This is a genomic window from Pseudomonas sp. PICF141, from assembly GCF_002286815.1.
Taxonomy (GTDB): Bacteria; Pseudomonadota; Gammaproteobacteria; order Pseudomonadales; family Pseudomonadaceae; genus Aquipseudomonas.
This window is the reverse complement of sequence record NZ_MUNM01000044.1, coordinates 26,209-43,061: the sequence shown is the minus strand read 5'-3', so window position 1 is coordinate 43,061 and position 16,853 is coordinate 26,209. Positions and strand designations below refer to the sequence as shown.

The following is a 16,853-nucleotide window of genomic DNA, read 5'->3' as shown; positions in this document are numbered from 1 at the left end:
TAATGCCGCCCGTCAGATATGCAGAATGTATTCGCGGACCAGCTTGCTGCCGAAATACGCCAGCATCAGCAGGCAAAAACCGGCAAGGGTCCAGCGGATGGCTTTGTGTCCGCGCCAGCCGAGGCGGTTGCGCCCCCAAAGCAGCACGCTGAACACGATCCAGGCCAGGCACGCCAGCAGGGTTTTATGCACCAGGTGCTGGGCGAACAGGTTCTCGACGAACAACCAGCCGGAAATCAGTGACAACGAAAGCAGGCTCCAGCCGGCCCAGAGGAAACCAAACAGCAGACTTTCCATGGTTTGCAGCGGCGGGAAGTTCTTGATCAGCCCGGATGGATGCTTGTGTTTGAGCTGATAATCTTGAACCAGCAGCAGCAAAGATTGAAACACGGCGATGGTGAACATGCCGTAAGCGAGGATCGACAAGAGGATATGGGCGAGGATGCCTGGCGCTTCGTCAATGATCTGCACCGTACCGGCGGGGGCGAACTGTGCCAGCATCACGGTGGCGGCGCCCAACGGAAACAGCAATAGCAGCAGGTTTTCCACCGGAATCCGAGAACAGGCCAGCAGCGTCAGGGCGATGACGGCTGCGGCAATCAGGCTGGCGGCGCTGAAAAAGTCCAGGGCCAGGCCGATCGGTGTCAGCAGATAGGTGACCAGGCTGGCACTGTGAGCCAGCACGGCCAGCACACCGAAGGTAACCAGCAGGCGTTTGTTCGCCTTGGCGCCGTTGGCCAGGCGAGTGCCCTGATAGAGAGTCGCAGCGGCGTATAAGCAGGCGGCGGCGAGGGTGGTAAGCAAACTGGGTGACAAGGGGAGCATAAATCCTGTTAGGCAAGCCCGAAAGGCGCTGAGTTTGGCATAGAACCCACATCGCACGAAAGACCATGCAACCTGATCGCGAGGTGTCCGCCAGACGCAGTCTTCGCTATAATCCGCGACCTGCCCACGCCGCAGGCTCGCCGAGCAAATGTTTATTCCGGTCTGGGCCGCCATTATCCCGGTCTACACAGGGCCTGAAAGGATCGCGTAATGTTTGAAAACTTAACCGACCGTCTCTCGCAGACGCTGCGCCATGTCACCGGCAAGGCCAAGCTGACCGAAGACAACATCAAAGACACCTTGCGCGAAGTGCGCATGGCGCTGCTCGAAGCCGACGTCGCCTTGCCAGTGGTCAAAGACTTCGTCAACTCGGTCAAGGAGCGTGCTGTCGGTACCGAGGTGTCGCGCAGCCTGACGCCGGGCCAGGCCTTCGTGAAAATCGTCCAGGCCGAACTCGAAAACCTGATGGGCGCGGCCAACGAAGACTTGAACCTGAGCGCCGTTCCTCCTGCCGTCGTATTGATGGCCGGTTTGCAAGGTGCGGGTAAAACTACCACCGCCGGCAAACTGGCGCGCTTCCTTAAAGAGCGCAAGAAGAAGTCGGTCATGGTCGTGTCTGCGGACGTTTACCGTCCGGCGGCGATCAAGCAGCTTGAAATGCTCGCGGGTGAGGTTGGCGTCACCTTCTTCCCGTCCGACCTGAGTCAGAAGCCGGTCGACATCGCGCAAGCAGCTATCAAAGAAGCCAAACTGAAATTTATCGACGTGGTCATCGTCGATACCGCCGGTCGTTTGCACATCGATGAAGAGATGATGGGCGAGATCAAGGCGCTGCACGCCGCGATCAACCCGGTCGAAACCCTGTTCGTGGTCGATGCCATGACCGGCCAGGACGCCGCCAACACGGCCAAGGCTTTCGGCGATGCGCTGCCGCTGACCGGTGTGATCCTGACCAAGGTCGATGGTGATGCCCGTGGCGGTGCCGCGCTGTCGGTACGCGCCATCACCGGCAAGCCGATTAAGTTCATCGGTATGGGCGAGAAGACCGAAGCGCTCGACCCGTTTCACCCTGAACGTATCGCATCGCGCATCCTTGGCATGGGCGACGTGCTCAGCCTGATCGAGCAGGCTGAACAGACCCTCGATAAAGACAAGGCCGATAAACTGGCCAAGAAGCTGAAAAAGGGCAAGGGCTTCGATCTCGAAGACTTCCGCGATCAGCTGCAACAGATGAAGAACATGGGCGGCCTCGGCGGGCTCATGGACAAACTGCCGAACATGGGTGGTGTGAATCTGGCGCAAATGGGCAATGCCCAAGGCGCGGCAGAGAAACAATTCAAGCAAATGGAAGCCATCATCAACTCCATGACCCCGGCCGAGCGCCGCGACCCTGAACTGATCAGCGGTTCGCGCAAGCGCCGGATCGCCATGGGTTCCGGCACTCAGGTGCAGGACATCGGTCGCTTGATCAAGCAGCACAAGCAGATGCAGAAGATGATGAAGAAGTTTTCCGCGAAAGGCGGAATGGCCAAAATGATGCGCGGCATGGGCGGTATGTTGCCCGGCGGCGGCATGCCGAAAATGTAAAGTATTCACGCAAGGGCTTGCCCTTGCATCTCCCACATGGAAGTGGGATCTCCAGCAAACCCGCACTTGGCGGGAGCTGACTGGCCGTTTTCAACGACGGCTCTATAGCAAATCTGGATGGCGACCGATAGGCCGCCGGAAAAAGACATTTGCAAAAGTCCGGATATTCCTTAGAATATGCGGCCTTTCGGGCACCTATGCCCGCTGTGCCTTTAGATTTGCAGCACCGACTACAGGAACGATGTTCACATGCTAACAATCCGTCTTGCCCTTGGCGGCTCCAAAAAGCGCCCGTTTTACCACTTGACCGTAACCGACAGCCGCAACCCGCGCGACGGTTCGCACAAGGAACAGGTTGGTTTCTTCAACCCTGTTGCTCGTGGTCAAGAAGTTCGTCTGTCCGTGAACCAAGAGCGCGTAGCCTACTGGCTGAGCGTTGGTGCACAACCTTCTGAGCGCGTTGCTCAGTTGTTGAAGGAATCTGCCAAGGCTGCGGCCTGAGCAATATGAACGCGACGCCAGCTGTTGCCGATGATTTGATCGTTGTTGGCAAAATTTATTCTGTTCATGGCGTTCGCGGCGAAGTGAAGGTGTATTCCTTTACTGATCCGACTGAAAACCTGTTGCAGTACAAAACCTGGACGCTCAAGCGCGAAGGTAGTGTGAAACAGGTCGAGCTGGTCAGTGGACGTGGGAGCGACAAGTTCCTGGTCGCAAAGCTCAAGGGTCTTGATGATCGTGAAGAAGCGCGTCTTCTGGCTGGTTATGAGATCTGCGTGCCGCGCAGCCTGTTCCCTGAATTGACCGACGGCGAGTACTACTGGTACCAGCTGGAAGGTCTGAAGGTTATTGATCAACTCGGGCAATTGCTCGGAAAAATCGATCATCTTCTGGAAACCGGCGCCAATGATGTAATGGTGGTCAAGCCTTGCGCTGGCAGCCTGGATGATCGCGAACGCCTGTTGCCCTATACGGAGCAATGCGTGTTGGCTGTCGACCTTGCCGCAGGCGAGATGAAGGTGGAATGGGATGCGGACTTCTAAACGTGGCTAACTTGCGCGTAGAAGTGATCAGTTTGTTTCCCGAGATGTTCTCCGCCATCAGCGAGTACGGCATCACCAGTCGGGCGGTGAAACAGGGGCTGTTGCAGCTCACTTGTTGGAATCCGCGAGACTACACGACGGATCGACATCACACTGTGGACGATCGCCCATTTGGCGGTGGTCCGGGCATGGTGATGAAGATCAAACCCCTGGAAGACGCTCTGGTTCAGGCCAAGGCAGCAGTCGGGGAGGCGGCGAAGGTAATTTACCTGTCCCCCCAAGGCCGTCAACTGACTCAGTCGGCGGTACGCGAGTTGGCGAATCTGGATGCATTGATCCTGATTGCCGGCCGCTATGAAGGCATTGACGAGCGTTTTATTGATGCTCATGTCGATGAAGAGTGGTCGATTGGCGACTATGTACTGTCTGGCGGCGAGCTGCCGGCGATGGTCCTGATCGATGCGGTTACACGACTGCTGCCTGGAGCTTTAGGGCATGCGGACTCCGCCGAGGAAGATTCCTTTACGGATGGTTTGCTGGATTGCCCGCACTACACCCGACCGGAGGTGTATGCGGATCAGCGTGTTCCCGACGTATTGCTAAGTGGCAATCACGCGCACATCCGGCGTTGGCGTTTACAGCAGTCCCTTGGTAGGACCTTTGAACGACGCGCCGATCTTCTGGAAAGCCGCTCGCTTTCTGGAGAAGAGAAGAAGCTGCTCGAGGAATATATCCGCGAGCGGGACGATAGTTAACAACGTATCGATGGTAGATCCGACGATTTACCTTAGGAGCACAGCATGACTAACAAAATCATCCTTGCACTCGAAGCAGAGCAGATGACCAAAGAGATCCCTACCTTTGCCCCGGGCGACACCATTGTCGTTCAGGTGAAAGTGAAGGAAGGTGATCGTTCGCGTCTGCAGGCGTTCGAAGGCGTAGTTATCGCCAAGCGTAACCGCGGCGTAAACAGTGCTTTCACCGTTCGTAAAATCTCCAACGGTGTTGGCGTAGAGCGTACTTTCCAGACCTACAGCCCGCAAATCGACAGCATGGCTGTCAAGCGTCGCGGTGACGTACGTAAAGCCAAGCTGTACTACCTGCGTGACCTGTCCGGTAAAGCAGCTCGCATCAAGGAAAAACTGGCTTAAGTCCAGCTTCCGATGCCGAATTGCCAGCCTGTTCAGGCTGGTGATCCAGGAAAATGCCTCGTATCGAAAGATGCGGGGCATTTTTCGTTATGGCGCCTATAAATCACAACGGCGATGCGCTCTGTAGCAGCTGCTACAGCTGAGCGCGGCTGCTATGGATCGCGTTGCGGCTTGAGTTGGTGGTATTTAGTTCGCGCAAAAGCAAACGCCCCGAACAAGTCGGGGCGTTTGCTTGAGGTGTTGCGGCTTTTTAAGCGGGGGTGTTTAGCGCTTCAGCGACGCTGGCAGGTGTGGCTGGATCGCCGTCAATACTGCCTTGAAGCACTTGGTGTTGCCGGCGACGATATGGCCTTTCTCAAGGAAGTCGTGACCGCCGGTGAAGTCGCTCACCAAGCCGCCGGCTTCCTGGATCAGCAGGGCGCCTGCAGCCATGTCCCATTCCGACAGGCCTGATTCCCAGAATGCATCGAAACGGCCGGCAGCCACGTAGGCCAGGTCCAGGCTCGCTGCGCCAGCGCGGCGGATGCCGGCGGTCTGGCCTACCAGTGCGCGGAACATGCCCAGGTAGTTGTCGAGGTTGTCCATCTGCTCATCGCGGAACGGGAAGCCGGTACCCAGCAGGGCGCCGTCCAGGCTGGTGCGACCGCTGACGCGCAGGCGACGACCGTTCAGTTGGGCGCCGCGACCACGGCTGGCGGTGAATTCTTCCTGGCGAACCGGGTCCAGGACAACGGCGTGCTCCAGACGACCGCGGTATTTGCAGGCGATGCTGACAGCGAAATGCGGAATGCCGCGCAGGAAGTTGGTGGTGCCATCCAGCGGATCGATGATCCACAGGTATTCTTCGCCTTCGATGCCGCTCCCGGCGTGCATGCCGGTTTCTTCGCCCATGATCGAGTGATTAGGGTAGGCCTTGCGCAGTGCATCGACGATTTTCTGTTCGGCGGCGCGATCCACCTCGGATACGTAATCCTTGGCGTCTTTTTCGTCGACCTTGATGGTATCCAGGCGCTCGATGGAGCGGAAAATCAATTCACTGGCGCTGCGGGCGGCGCGCAGCGCGATATTCAGCATGGGCTGCATGGATGTGTCACCTAAGGTTGTTAAAGAAAGCCGGGCATTCTATCAGAAAGTTTCTACAGGAGAAGGTCGGCGTTCGCTTTCATGGCTTAACGGTATATCTCGACTCGCAAATACGTTCATATTCTGGAGAAGTGGCCGCGTATCAATGCCGACATTGAGCGTCGTCGAAAGTGAACAGCTATTTTTGAGGCGGGACATTCTGAGGCGCTGTAAGATTCCGCTCCCGATAATGTGTTCGAGAGCGCTTCCCTTGCTGCAAAACATTCGTGTCGTTCTGGTCAATACCAGTCACCCCGGCAATATTGGTGGGGCTGCGCGTGCCATGAAGAACATGGGCCTGTCACGGCTGGTGTTGGTCGAGCCGCGGCTGTTCCCGCATCACGAAGCCGATGCGCGTGCATCCGGGGCCGGTGACATCCTTGAAAATGCCCAGGTCGTCGCCACTCTGGAAGATGCTTTGGTCGGCTGCAATCTGGTGCTCGGTACCAGCGCCCGGGATCGTCGTATTCCCTGGCCGTTGCTCGATCCCCGCGAATGCGGTGTGAAGGTGGTCGAAGAGGCGGAGCAAGGTGCCGAGATTGCATTGGTTTTTGGTCGTGAAGACTCCGGCCTGACCAATGAAGAGCTGCAGCGATGTCATTATCACGTGCATATCCCGTCAGACCCTGAGTTCAGTTCGCTGAACCTCGGGGCGGCGGTGCAAGTGTTGAGCTATGAAGTGCGTATGGCCTGGCTGGCGGCTCATGGTCAGCCGAGCAAGGTCGAGAAGGAGGAAGTGGCGTCCACCAAAAGTGGTGAGCTGGCGACCATGGATGAGCTGGAGCGATTCTATGAACACCTGGAGCAAACCCTGGTGGCCATCGAATTCCTCGACCCGGAAAAGCCACGGCACTTGATGGCGCGCCTGCGCCGGTTGTACGGACGCAGCTCGGTGAGCCGGGCGGAAATGAATATATTGCGTGGCATCCTCACGGAAACCCAGAAAGCGGCCCGTGGCGAGCTTCTAAAGCGGAAGGATTAATGATGTTCGAGCGTTTGCGTGAAGATATCCAGAGTGTTTTCCATCGTGACCCGGCGGCACGCAATGCTTTCGAGGTTCTGACGTGCTACCCGGGCATGCATGCCATCTGGATCCATCGCCTGTCGTCGGCGTTGTGGGGGATGGGCTGGAAATGGCTGGCGCGGCTGGTATCGAATTTCGGCCGCTGGTTGACCGGAATCGAAATTCATCCGGGGGCCAAGGTCGGTCGTCGCTTCTTTATCGACCATGGCATGGGCATTGTTATCGGTGAGACCGCCGAGATCGGCAACGACGTCACCCTGTATCAAGGTGTGACCCTTGGCGGCACCAGCTGGAATAAAGGCAAGCGTCATCCGACTCTGGAAGATGGTGTGGTGGTCGGGGCGGGCGCCAAGGTGCTCGGCCCGTTTACGGTGGGCGCCGGGGCCAAAGTGGGCTCTAATGCCGTGGTCACCAAGGCGGTTCCACCTGGAGCGACGGTGGTGGGGATTCCGGGACGGATCATCGTCAAGTCCGATGATGAGCAGGATGCCAAGCGCAAGGCCATGGCCGAGAAAATCGGCTTCGATGCTTATGGTGTTGGTGAAGACATGCCGGATCCTGTGGCTCGCGCCATCAATCAGTTGCTCGATCATCTGCAGGCTGTAGACGGTCGGCTTGAAGGAATGTGCGGGGCGCTGAAAGATCTGGGTAGCAATTACTGTGCGAAAGATCTGCCTCAACTGCGCGAAGAAGACTTCGCCTGCGTAAAAGACAAGGATCAGAGTCAGGCGTAGGAACTGCCGCAGGCTGCGATCTTTTGATCTTTGCTTTAGAAGGACAAAATCAAAAAAATCGCAGCCTGCGGCAGCTCCTGCAGGTCGTATTCAGATAATGGCGGCGCGCTCATCGGTGTGCCATTGCGCTGTAGACCCTGTTATGATGCGCGCGCTCTTTTGCGGGTAAACCTGACTAAAGCACTAGGTCTTATAGTTGACTTAAATACTCGGGAATTGCATACTCGCCCCATTCCGAATTCCGTGGTAATTGTCCATGCGACTGACTACAAAAGGCCGATACGCCGTGACCGCCATGCTTGACCTGGCGTTGCACGCGCAGCACGGGCCGGTGTCCCTGGCCGATATCTCCGAGCGCCAAGGCATTTCCCTGTCCTACCTCGAGCAGCTTTTTGCCAAATTGCGCCGCAGCAATCTGGTGTCAAGTGTTCGCGGTCCAGGCGGTGGTTACCAGCTGTCCCGCGACATGCAGGGCATTCAGGTCGCCCAGGTAATCGATGCGGTCAACGAATCGGTCGATGCAACCAAATGCCAGGGCCAAGGCGATTGCCATTCCGGCGATACCTGTCTGACCCACCACTTGTGGTGCGATCTGAGCCTGCAGATTCACGAATTTCTGAGCGGTATCAGCTTGGCTGATCTTGTAACTCGCCGTGAGGTGCAAGAAGTAGCCCAGCGTCAGGATCAGCGTCGTTGCAACAGCAAGGCGCCACGCCTGGACAAGATTGAAGCGTCCGCCGTCGAATAACAGCCAAAGAGCTAGCGGCACGCCAGCCAGCCTGATTTAGGAGATAGTCCATGAAATTGCCGATTTACCTTGATTACTCTGCGACGACCCCGGTTGATCCACGTGTCGCGCAAAAGATGAGTGAATGCCTGCTGGTCGACGGAAACTTCGGTAACCCGGCGTCCCGTTCCCACGTATTCGGCTGGAAAGCTGAAGAGTCCGTCGAGAACGCTCGTCGTCAGGTCGCTGACCTGGTCAATGCCGACCCGCGTGAAATCGTCTGGACCTCCGGTGCCACCGAGTCCGACAACCTGGCAATCAAGGGTGCGGCGCATTTCTACTCCACCAAAGGCAAGCACCTGATCACCACCAAGATTGAGCACAAGGCTGTCCTCGACACCATGCGCCAACTGGAGCGTGAAGGTTTCGAAGTGACCTACCTCGATCCTCGCGAAGATGGTCTGGTCACTCCAGAGATGGTCGAAGCGGCCCTGCGCGATGACACCATCCTGGTGTCGGTCATGCACGTGAACAACGAAATCGGCACCATCAACGACATCGCCGCCATCGGCGAACTGTGCCGCTCCAAGGGAATCCTGTTCCACGTCGATGCTGCTCAGTCCACCGGCAAGGTCGAGATCGACCTGTCGAAACTGAAAGTCGACCTGATGTCGTTCTCTGCCCACAAAACCTATGGCCCCAAGGGCATCGGCGCGCTGTACGTCAGCCGCAAGCCGCGTGTTCGCATCGAAGCGACCATGCATGGCGGCGGTCACGAGCGCGGCATGCGTTCCGGTACCCTGGCGACCCACCAGATTGTTGGCATGGGCGAAGCTTTCCGTGTGGCCAAGGAAGACATGGCTGCCGAGAACGTGCGCATCAAGGCCCTGAGCGACCGATTCTTCAAGCAGGTCGAAGGCCTGGAAGAGCTGTACGTCAACGGCAGCATGACCGCCCGCGTACCGCACAACCTGAACCTGAGCTTCAACTACGTTGAAGGCGAGTCGCTGATCATGGCGCTCAAGGATCTGGCTGTTTCATCCGGTTCGGCCTGCACCTCGGCGTCGCTTGAGCCTTCGTACGTACTGCGCGCCCTGGGCCGCAACGACGAACTGGCACACAGCTCGATTCGCTTCACCTTCGGCCGATTCACCACCGAAGAAGAAATCGACTACGCCGCGCAGAAAGTCTGCGAGGCCGTTACCAAGCTGCGCACCCTGTCGCCGCTGTGGGACATGTACAAAGACGGCGTCGACATTTCGAAAATCGAGTGGGCGGCACACTGATATTCAAGTCGCCGCAACCGGGCCCTGTGAATCCACGATTTGCAGGGCTTCAAGAGCGACTCCTGATGAGTGAGGATTAAGAATCATGGCTTACAGCGAAAAGGTCATCGACCACTACGAGAACCCGCGCAACGTCGGCAAGATGGACGCGGAAGATCCTGATGTCGGCACCGGCATGGTCGGCGCTCCGGCGTGCGGCGATGTAATGCGCCTGCAAATCAAGGTCAACGAACAAGGTGTCATCGAAGACGCCAAGTTCAAGACCTACGGTTGCGGTTCGGCGATCGCCTCCAGCTCCCTGGCGACCGAATGGATGAAAGGCAAGACTCTGGATGAAGCAGAGACCATCAAGAACACTCAGCTGGCCGAAGAACTGGCTCTGCCGCCAGTGAAAATTCACTGCTCGGTACTTGCTGAAGACGCTATCAAAGCGGCCGTTCGCGATTACAAGCAGAAGAAAGGCTTGATCTGACTTTCAAGATTTGGCGACGAGTAAGGAGTCACCGATGGCTATCAGCATGACAGAAGCGGCTGCTCAACACGTGCGACGCTCCCTCAACGGGCGCGGCAAAGGTGAAGGGATTCGTCTGGGTGTTCGCACCACAGGCTGTTCCGGCCTTGCCTACGTGCTGGAGTTTGTCGACGAGGTGGTGGCAGAGGATACGGTGTTCGAAAGTCACGGCGAAAAAGTGATCATCGACCCGAAAAGCCTCGCTTACCTGGACGGCACCGAACTCGATTTCGTCAAGGAAGGGTTGAACGAAGGCTTCAAGTTCAACAATCCCAACGTTCGCGGTGAATGTGGCTGCGGCGAAAGCTTCAACATCTGAGGCTGCTCGTGGGTACTCCTTGTCATTTCGCTTTATTTGAGCTGAAACCGAGCTTCCGTCTGGATCTCGATCAGTTGGCCACGCGCTACCGAGAGTTGGCGCGCGGTGTTCATCCGGACCGCTTTGCCGACGCTTCCGAGCGTGAGCAGCGGCTGGCGCTCGAGCAATCCGCGAGCCTCAACGAGGCCTACCAAACGCTCAAAAGCCCCCCAAAACGCGCGCGATACTTGCTTGCGTTGAGTGGTGGCGAGTTGCCGCTGGAGGTCACGGTGCATGATCCGGAGTTTCTTCTGCAGCAGATGGAATTGCGTGAAGAGCTCGAAGATCTGCAAGACAGCGCCGACCTGGCCGGCATTGCCGTGTTCAAGCGCCGCTTGAAGATCGCGCAGGATGAACTGAACGAAAGCTTCGCAGCCTGTTGGGATGATGCAGCGCAACGTGAACGGGCCGAACGCCTGATGCGGCGTATGCAGTTTCTCGACAAGCTCACCTACGAAGTGCGCCAGTTAGAAGAGCGCCTCGACGATTAACCCAGTGCCGCTCCGGTCGCACGCCTGATATACAGATAAGTCCTGATCACGATGGCCCTACTGCAGATCGCCGAACCCGGCCAAAGTCCTCAACCGCACCAGCGTCGTCTGGCTGTGGGGATTGACTTGGGTACTACCAATTCGCTGGTCGCTGCGTTGCGCAGTGGTCTTTCCGAACCTCTGGCCGACGCACAAGGGCAGGTCATCCTGCCATCTGCGGTGCGCTATCACCCCGATCGTGTCGAAGTTGGCGAGTCGGCCAAACTGGCTGCCGCGTCCGATCCTTTGAATACGGTGCTGTCGGTCAAGCGCTTGATGGGTCGTGGTCTGTCCGACGTCAAGCAATTGGGCGATCAACTGCCGTACCGTTTTGTCGATGGCGAGTCGCACATGCCGTTCATCGATACGGTGCAAGGCCCGAAAAGCCCGGTCGAAGTTTCCGCCGATATCCTCAAGGTGCTGCGTCAGCGTGCTGAAGCGACCTTGGGTGGCGAGCTGGTTGGCGCGGTGATCACCGTTCCGGCCTATTTCGATGATGCTCAGCGTCAAGCCACCAAGGATGCGGCCCGGCTGGCCGGCCTGAACGTGCTGCGTTTGCTTAATGAGCCAACCGCCGCCGCTGTGGCTTACGGTCTGGATCAACACGCCGAAGGCCTGGTCGCGATTTATGACCTGGGCGGCGGTACGTTCGATATTTCGATTTTGCGCCTGACTGGCGGTGTGTTCGAAGTGCTGGCCACCGGCGGCGACAGCGCGCTGGGCGGCGATGACTTCGACCATGCAATCGCTGGCTGGATCATCGAGAATGCCGGTCTGTCGGCTGACCTTGATCCGGGTGCGCAACGTAATCTGCTGCAAACCGCGTGTGCGGCTAAAGAAGCCTTGACCCAGTCCTCGTCCATTGAAGTTGCTTATGGCGACTGGAAGGCCGAGCTGACCCGTGACGCCTTCAATGCATTGATCGAGCCGATGGTCGCTCGCAGCCTGAAAGCCTGCCGTCGCGCGGTGCGTGATTCCGGTATCGAGCTGGAAGACGTTCACGCTGTGGTCATGGTCGGCGGCTCGACGCGTGTGCCTCGTGTCCGTGAAGCTGTTGCGCAGGCCTTCGGTCGCGAACCGCTGACCGAAATCGATCCGGATCAGGTCGTGGCCATCGGTGCCGCGATCCAGGCCGATACCCTGGCCGGCAACAAACGGGACGGTGGCGAACTGCTGTTGCTGGACGTGATTCCTTTGTCCCTGGGGCTGGAAACCATGGGCGGTCTGATGGAGAAGGTGATTCCGCGCAACACCACCATCCCCGTCGCCCGGGCCCAGGACTTCACCACGTATAAAGATGGCCAGTCAGCCATGGCGATCCACGTGTTGCAGGGCGAGCGCGAGTTGATCAGCGACTGCCGCTCCCTGGCGCGTTTCGAATTGCGCGGTATTCCGGCGATGGTGGCCGGTGCGGCGAAGATTCGCGTGACCTTCCAGGTCGACGCCGACGGTCTGCTCAATGTCTCGGCCCGCGAATTGGGTTCAGGCGTCGAAGCCAGCATCCAGGTCAAACCGTCCTACGGCCTGACCGACGGCGAAATCGCCAAAATGCTTAAAGATTCGTTCCAGCACGCCAACGACGACAAAGTCGCGCGTGTATTACGTGAGCAGCAGGTCGATGCCCAGCGCTTGATCGAGGCGGTGCAGGGCGCTCTGGACGTTGACGGCGAACGCCTGCTCGACGCTGAAGAGCGCATGGTCATTGAATTGCAGATGCAGGAACTGACCGAATTGATGAAAGGCACCGATGGTTACGCCATCGAGCAGCAGACCAAACGTCTGTCGCAAGTGACCGATGCCTTTGCTGCCCGCCGCCTGGACTCGACGGTGAAAGCCGCTCTGGCGGGACGCAACCTGAATGAAATCGAGGATAACTGATGCCGCAGGTCATTTTTCTGCCACACGAGAAGTTCTGCCCGGAAGGCATGGTTGTAGAGGCTGAGCCCGGTATTTCCATTCTCGAACTGGCCCATGAACACCATATCGAGATGGAAAGCGCCTGTGGCGGCGTCTGCGCCTGCACCACTTGTCACTGCATTGTTCGCGAAGGCTTCGATTCGCTGGAAGAAGCCGATGAGCTGGAAGAAGACTTTCTTGATCGGGCGTGGGGGCTGGAAGCGCAATCTCGTCTAGCCTGTCAGGCGATCGTCGGAACAGAAGACCTGACGATCGAAATTCCGAAATACTCGCTCAACCATGCAGCCGAAGCGCCGCACTGATTCAAGGAATCGATATGAGTCTGAAATGGGTTGATGTGCTGGAAATCGCGATCCAGCTGGCTGAATCCAAGCCGGATGTGGATCCGCGTTATGTGAACTTCGTCGATCTGCATCAATGGGTGCTGGCATTGCCGGAGTTCAGTGATGATCCGACCCGCGGTGGCGAGAAGGTGCTTGAAGCCATTCAGGCCGCCTGGATCGAAGAAGCAGACTGATTCTGCGCCGTACGCCGTTAGGCAATACCAAAGAACCCGCGTATAATTCGCGGGTTTAATTTTTCGCAAATTACCGTTTCTGGAGTTACACCATGGCTGTTCAACGTACTTTCTCCATCATCAAGCCTGACGCCGTTGCTAAAAACGTGATCGGCAAGATCACCACTCGCTTCGAAGACGCTGGTCTGCGCGTTGTAGCTTCGAAACTGAAGCAACTGTCCAAAGCCGAAGCCGAAGGCTTCTACGCTGAGCACAGCGAGCGCGGTTTCTTCGGTGACCTGGTTGCCTTCATGACTTCCGGTCCGGTTGTCGTTCAGGTTCTGGAAGGCGAAAACGCTATCGCTCGCAACCGTGAACTGATGGGCGCTACCAACCCTAAAGAAGCGGCTCCTGGCACCATCCGTGCCGACTTCGCCGAATCGATCGACGCCAACGCTGTACACGGTTCGGACTCCGAAGCCGCTGCTGCTCGCGAAATCGCATACTTCTTCGCAGCTACTGAAGTAACCACTCGCTAAGCATTGGCTTAAAGAGTGAAGGTGAATCCATGACTACATCGACTGTAAAAACCAACCTGCTGGGTCTGACTCAACAGGAAATGGAAAAATTCTTCGACTCAATCGGGGAGAAGCGTTTCCGTGCCGGTCAGGTAATGAAATGGATTCACCATTTTGGCGTCGATGATTTCGACGCCATGACGAACGTCAGCAAGGCCTTGCGCGAAAAGCTCAAGGCTGTTGCTGAGGTCCGTGGTCCGGAAGTAGTCAGCGAGGACATCTCCAGCGACGGCACCCGTAAATGGGTGGTGCGCGTGGCGTCCGGCAGCTGCGTCGAGACCGTGTACATTCCCCAGGGCAAACGCGGCACCTTGTGCGTTTCGTCCCAGGCAGGCTGTGCCCTGGATTGCAGTTTCTGCTCCACCGGCAAGCAAGGCTTCAACAGCAACCTCACCGCCGCCGAAGTCATCGGTCAGGTGTGGATTGCCAACAAATCCTTTGGCAGCGTCCCGGCGACCGTCGACCGTGCCATCACCAACGTGGTGATGATGGGCATGGGTGAGCCGCTGCTGAACTTCGACAACGTCATCGCCGCCATGCACCTGATGATGGATGACCTGGGCTACGGCATTTCCAAGCGCCGCGTGACCCTGTCGACCTCCGGCGTGGTGCCGATGATCGATGAGCTGTCCAAGCACATCGACGTGTCCCTGGCGTTGTCCCTGCACGCACCGAATGACGCATTGCGTAACCAATTGGTGCCGATCAACAAGAAATATCCGCTTAAGATGCTGCTCGAGTCGTGCCAGCGCTATATGTCGTCCCTGGGCGAAAAGCGCGTGCTGACCATCGAGTACACCTTGCTCAAAGACATCAACGACAAGGTTGAACACGCCGTCGAGATGATCGAGCTGCTCAAGAACATCCCGTGCAAGATCAACCTGATTCCGTTCAATCCGTTCCCGCATTCCGGTTACGAACGCCCAAGCAACAACGCGATTCGCCGGTTTCAGGATCAGCTTCACCATGCAGGCTTCAATGTCACCGTACGCACCACCCGCGGTGAAGACATCGATGCCGCGTGTGGCCAATTGGTAGGGCAGGTGCTGGATCGCACCCGTCGCAGCGAACGTTATATCGCCGTGCGCGAGTTGAGCGCCGAAAACGATATCGCAACGAACGCCGCGAACAATAATTAAGAGAGGATCTCTATGTCCCTGCGCTTCGCGCTGCTTGTGCTGTTGGCCAGCCTCTGTGCTGGTTGTGTCCTGTCGGGCGATTTCAACCCGATGAAGACCAGCAAAGGTCGTGATGAAGCGCGTGCCGCCTACGTGCAGCTGGGCTTGGGGTATTTGCAACAGGGCATGACCGAGCGCGCCAAGGTTCCGTTGAAGAAGGCTTTGGACCTGGATAGCTCGGATCCTGACGCCAACGCGGCGCTGGGGCTGGTGTTCCAGGCTGAGATGGAGCCGGAACTGGCTGATGAGCATTTTCGCAAGGCGCTGTCATCTCGTCCCGCCGATGCGCGAATCCTGAACAACTACGGCAGCTTTCTTTTCGAAGAAAAACGTTACAAAGAGGCGTATGAGCGCTTCGAACAGGCCGCCGCCGACACTCTGTATCCTGAGCGTTCACGGGTTTTCGAAAACCTGGGCATGACCGCTTCAAAGCTGGGGCAGCGTGATCTGGCCCGCCAGCAACTGGAAAAAGCCCTGCGTCTGAATCGGCAACAGCCACGTGCATTGCTGGAAATGGCTGAGTTGTCTTACGAAGACAGGCATTATGTGCCCGCGCGTGACTATTACGACCGTTTTAGCCTGCTCACCGAGCAAAATGCACGTAGTCTATTGCTCGGCGTTCGGCTGGCAAAAGTGTTCGAAGATCGCGACAAGGCCGCCAGTTTTGGCCTGCAATTAAAACGACTCTATCCCGGTACGCCGGAATATCAGCAATACCTGTCGGAGCAATGATGAAAGCGGCGCATCCCGAAGTTGTAGCAGCGAATCGCGTTAATCCCGGTGAGACTTTGCGCCAGGCCCGCGAAAGCAATGGCTGGTCGCTGGCCGAAGTGGCCCTCAAGCTCAACCTCACCGTCAATTCCCTGAGCAATCTGGAAGCCGGCGCTTTCGACAAGCTGCCTGGCCACACCTTTGCTCGTGGCTATATTCGCGCGTATGCCAAATTGCTCGGCATGGACCAAGCCGTTCTGGTCCAGCAGTTCGACCAATCCACCGGTACCGACGCCCATGGCAGCAACGTCCACAGCCTTGGGCGTATCGAAGAGCCGGTTCGGGTTTCCCACACCATTTTGCGAATTGTCAGCCTGCTGTTGCTACTCGCGGTGATCGGCGGTGGTTTTATCTGGTGGCAGGATCAAACTTCATTGCGTACCAAGGATCTGATCGGTCTGGCGCCGGAACACGTTGAAGTCGAAGGCGCCGACGGTACCACCCAGATCCATCCATTGGACGAGCCGGAAGACCAGGCCGTTGCGCAAGGTCAGGCTGAAGGTGAAACGCCGCTTGCGCTGCCTCAGGCCGAGTCCTCTACCGACACTTCGGCCCAGGAGCCAGTGAGTGTTGAAACGAGTGCACCGCTTCCAGCGCCAGTCGTTTCTGCAGTAACGCCTGCGGCTGTGGCCCACAGCACTGCTCCGGCTGTCGCGACACCGGCGACGCCAGCGACGCCTGCCCCCGCTGTTCCCGCTGTACCGGCCCCGGTTATCACGGCTCCAATCGCTCCGACCGTTCCGGCTCCCGCTCCGGCAGCTCCGGTGGCCGGCCAAGGCCAGGTTCAACTGCAATTCACCGCCGATTGCTGGACGCAAGTGACCGATGGCACCGGCAAGGTGCTGTTGAGCGGTCTAAAGCGTAAAGGTGAAAATGTTTCCGTTAGCGGCAAGCCGCCCTTTTCCGTGCGTCTGGGCTTCGCCCGTGGTGCGCAGGTCAGCTACAACGGGCAGGTGGTTGATGTCGCTCCGTTCATCAGTGGCGAGACTGCTCGCCTGAAGTTGGGTCAATAAGT

Annotated in this window: 21 protein-coding genes; 19 read left to right on the top strand and 2 right to left on the bottom strand. The window is 57.7% G+C overall.

Going from position 1 to position 16,853, the window contains the following annotated elements:
- Positions 1-12: 12 nt before the first annotated feature.
- Positions 13-825 carry an inner membrane protein YpjD gene (locus BZL43_RS11790; RefSeq protein ID WP_095632465.1) on the bottom strand — a complete coding sequence of 271 codons (813 nt, stop codon included), beginning with the start codon at positions 823-825 and terminating at the stop codon, positions 13-15.
- 210 nt (positions 826-1,035) lie between these two features.
- Between BZL43_RS11790 and ffh the strand changes: the two genes are divergently transcribed.
- The 5 genes from ffh to rplS all read left to right on the top strand — a co-directional run bounded on the left by ffh (position 1,036) and on the right by rplS (position 4,606).
- A complete protein-coding gene (ffh, locus tag BZL43_RS11785; RefSeq protein WP_095632464.1) occupies positions 1,036-2,412 on the top strand; it encodes a signal recognition particle protein in 1,377 nt (458 codons plus the stop codon).
- Positions 2,413-2,661: 249 nt separating this feature from the next.
- Positions 2,662-2,913 (top strand): 30S ribosomal protein S16, encoded by a 252-nt coding sequence (gene rpsP, locus BZL43_RS11780; protein ID WP_003198088.1) that lies wholly within the window; start codon positions 2,662-2,664, stop codon positions 2,911-2,913.
- 5 nt (positions 2,914-2,918) lie between these two features.
- Complete coding sequence (gene rimM / locus BZL43_RS11775; RefSeq protein ID WP_095632463.1) at positions 2,919-3,455, top strand: ribosome maturation factor RimM; 537 nt, start codon at positions 2,919-2,921, stop codon at positions 3,453-3,455.
- Positions 3,437-4,210, top strand: a complete 774-nt coding sequence (gene trmD, locus BZL43_RS11770) for a tRNA (guanosine(37)-N1)-methyltransferase TrmD (protein WP_177409327.1) — start codon at positions 3,437-3,439, stop codon at positions 4,208-4,210. Before rimM ends, trmD begins: the two co-directional genes overlap by 19 nt.
- A gap of 45 nt (positions 4,211-4,255) precedes the next feature.
- Positions 4,256-4,606, top strand: coding sequence for a 50S ribosomal protein L19 (gene rplS / locus BZL43_RS11765; protein WP_003175895.1), 351 nt, complete (start codon positions 4,256-4,258; stop codon positions 4,604-4,606).
- 264 nt (positions 4,607-4,870) lie between these two features.
- Here rplS and suhB read toward each other — a convergent pair whose 3' ends face one another.
- The gene (gene suhB, locus BZL43_RS11760) at positions 4,871-5,689 is read right to left on the bottom strand and encodes an inositol-phosphate phosphatase (protein ID WP_095632461.1); all 819 of its coding nucleotides are present in this window, start codon (positions 5,687-5,689) and stop codon (positions 4,871-4,873) included.
- Positions 5,690-5,939: 250 nt separating this feature from the next.
- Here suhB and trmJ point away from each other — a divergent pair, with 250 nt between their 5' ends.
- The 14 genes from trmJ (at position 5,940) to BZL43_RS11690 (ending at position 16,851) form a co-directional block, all read left to right on the top strand.
- Complete coding sequence (trmJ, locus tag BZL43_RS11755) at positions 5,940-6,710, top strand: tRNA (cytosine(32)/uridine(32)-2'-O)-methyltransferase TrmJ (RefSeq protein WP_095632460.1); 771 nt, start codon at positions 5,940-5,942, stop codon at positions 6,708-6,710.
- Between the two features lie 2 nt (positions 6,711-6,712).
- A complete protein-coding gene (gene cysE, locus BZL43_RS11750) occupies positions 6,713-7,486 on the top strand; it encodes a serine O-acetyltransferase (protein ID WP_095632459.1) in 774 nt (257 codons plus the stop codon).
- A gap of 256 nt (positions 7,487-7,742) precedes the next feature.
- Positions 7,743-8,234 (top strand): Fe-S cluster assembly transcriptional regulator IscR, encoded by a 492-nt coding sequence (gene iscR, locus BZL43_RS11745; protein WP_003227911.1) that lies wholly within the window; start codon positions 7,743-7,745, stop codon positions 8,232-8,234.
- A gap of 50 nt (positions 8,235-8,284) precedes the next feature.
- Positions 8,285-9,499, top strand: coding sequence for an IscS subfamily cysteine desulfurase (locus BZL43_RS11740; protein WP_095632458.1), 1,215 nt, complete (start codon positions 8,285-8,287; stop codon positions 9,497-9,499).
- 85 nt (positions 9,500-9,584) lie between these two features.
- A complete protein-coding gene (gene iscU / locus BZL43_RS11735) occupies positions 9,585-9,971 on the top strand; it encodes a Fe-S cluster assembly scaffold IscU (RefSeq protein WP_027619655.1) in 387 nt (128 codons plus the stop codon).
- 34 nt (positions 9,972-10,005) lie between these two features.
- Complete coding sequence (gene iscA, locus BZL43_RS11730; RefSeq protein WP_095632457.1) at positions 10,006-10,329, top strand: iron-sulfur cluster assembly protein IscA; 324 nt, start codon at positions 10,006-10,008, stop codon at positions 10,327-10,329.
- An 8-nt stretch (positions 10,330-10,337) separates the two neighbouring features.
- Entirely contained in the window at positions 10,338-10,859 is a 522-nt protein-coding gene (hscB, locus tag BZL43_RS11725) for a co-chaperone HscB (RefSeq protein WP_095632456.1), read from the top strand.
- 51 nt (positions 10,860-10,910) lie between these two features.
- Positions 10,911-12,776 carry a Fe-S protein assembly chaperone HscA gene (hscA, locus tag BZL43_RS11720; protein WP_095632455.1) on the top strand — a complete coding sequence of 622 codons (1,866 nt, stop codon included), beginning with the start codon at positions 10,911-10,913 and terminating at the stop codon, positions 12,774-12,776.
- A complete protein-coding gene (gene fdx / locus BZL43_RS11715; protein ID WP_007903596.1) occupies positions 12,776-13,117 on the top strand; it encodes an ISC system 2Fe-2S type ferredoxin in 342 nt (113 codons plus the stop codon). Before hscA ends, fdx begins: the two co-directional genes overlap by 1 nt.
- A gap of 14 nt (positions 13,118-13,131) precedes the next feature.
- The gene (iscX, locus tag BZL43_RS11710) at positions 13,132-13,332 is read left to right on the top strand and encodes a Fe-S cluster assembly protein IscX (protein WP_007941386.1); all 201 of its coding nucleotides are present in this window, start codon (positions 13,132-13,134) and stop codon (positions 13,330-13,332) included.
- Positions 13,333-13,424: 92 nt separating this feature from the next.
- Entirely contained in the window at positions 13,425-13,850 is a 426-nt protein-coding gene (gene ndk, locus BZL43_RS11705; RefSeq protein ID WP_016773329.1) for a nucleoside-diphosphate kinase, read from the top strand.
- 29 nt (positions 13,851-13,879) lie between these two features.
- Positions 13,880-15,028 (top strand): 23S rRNA (adenine(2503)-C(2))-methyltransferase RlmN, encoded by a 1,149-nt coding sequence (gene rlmN / locus BZL43_RS11700; RefSeq protein WP_095632454.1) that lies wholly within the window; start codon positions 13,880-13,882, stop codon positions 15,026-15,028.
- Between the two features lie 12 nt (positions 15,029-15,040).
- On the top strand, positions 15,041-15,799 hold the full coding sequence (gene pilW, locus BZL43_RS11695) for a type IV pilus biogenesis/stability protein PilW (RefSeq protein ID WP_095632453.1): 759 nt from the start codon (positions 15,041-15,043) through the stop codon (positions 15,797-15,799).
- Entirely contained in the window at positions 15,799-16,851 is a 1,053-nt protein-coding gene (locus BZL43_RS11690) for a RodZ family helix-turn-helix domain-containing protein (RefSeq protein WP_095632452.1), read from the top strand. Before pilW ends, BZL43_RS11690 begins: the two co-directional genes overlap by 1 nt.
- Positions 16,852-16,853: the final 2 nt, after the last annotated feature.

Coding starts and splice junctions, on each gene's coding strand:
- iscX (WP_007941386.1), top strand. CDS start 13,132: ATGAGTCTGAAATGGGTTGATGTGCTGGAAATCGCGATCCAGCTGGCT.
- rlmN (WP_095632454.1), top strand. CDS start 13,880: ATGACTACATCGACTGTAAAAACCAACCTGCTGGGTCTGACTCAACAG.
- BZL43_RS11690 (WP_095632452.1), top strand. CDS start 15,799: ATGAAAGCGGCGCATCCCGAAGTTGTAGCAGCGAATCGCGTTAATCCC.
- iscR (WP_003227911.1), top strand. CDS start 7,743: ATGCGACTGACTACAAAAGGCCGATACGCCGTGACCGCCATGCTTGAC.
- rplS (WP_003175895.1), top strand. CDS start 4,256: ATGACTAACAAAATCATCCTTGCACTCGAAGCAGAGCAGATGACCAAA.
- pilW (WP_095632453.1), top strand. CDS start 15,041: ATGTCCCTGCGCTTCGCGCTGCTTGTGCTGTTGGCCAGCCTCTGTGCT.
- BZL43_RS11740 (WP_095632458.1), top strand. CDS start 8,285: ATGAAATTGCCGATTTACCTTGATTACTCTGCGACGACCCCGGTTGAT.
- iscU (WP_027619655.1), top strand. CDS start 9,585: ATGGCTTACAGCGAAAAGGTCATCGACCACTACGAGAACCCGCGCAAC.
- rimM (WP_095632463.1), top strand. CDS start 2,919: ATGAACGCGACGCCAGCTGTTGCCGATGATTTGATCGTTGTTGGCAAA.
- rpsP (WP_003198088.1), top strand. CDS start 2,662: ATGCTAACAATCCGTCTTGCCCTTGGCGGCTCCAAAAAGCGCCCGTTT.
- BZL43_RS11790 (WP_095632465.1), bottom strand. CDS start 825: ATGCTCCCCTTGTCACCCAGTTTGCTTACCACCCTCGCCGCCGCCTGC.
- cysE (WP_095632459.1), top strand. CDS start 6,713: ATGTTCGAGCGTTTGCGTGAAGATATCCAGAGTGTTTTCCATCGTGAC.
- ffh (WP_095632464.1), top strand. CDS start 1,036: ATGTTTGAAAACTTAACCGACCGTCTCTCGCAGACGCTGCGCCATGTC.
- iscA (WP_095632457.1), top strand. CDS start 10,006: ATGGCTATCAGCATGACAGAAGCGGCTGCTCAACACGTGCGACGCTCC.
- ndk (WP_016773329.1), top strand. CDS start 13,425: ATGGCTGTTCAACGTACTTTCTCCATCATCAAGCCTGACGCCGTTGCT.
- fdx (WP_007903596.1), top strand. CDS start 12,776: ATGCCGCAGGTCATTTTTCTGCCACACGAGAAGTTCTGCCCGGAAGGC.
- suhB (WP_095632461.1), bottom strand. CDS start 5,689: ATGCAGCCCATGCTGAATATCGCGCTGCGCGCCGCCCGCAGCGCCAGT.
- trmD (WP_177409327.1), top strand. CDS start 3,437: ATGGGATGCGGACTTCTAAACGTGGCTAACTTGCGCGTAGAAGTGATC.
- hscA (WP_095632455.1), top strand. CDS start 10,911: ATGGCCCTACTGCAGATCGCCGAACCCGGCCAAAGTCCTCAACCGCAC.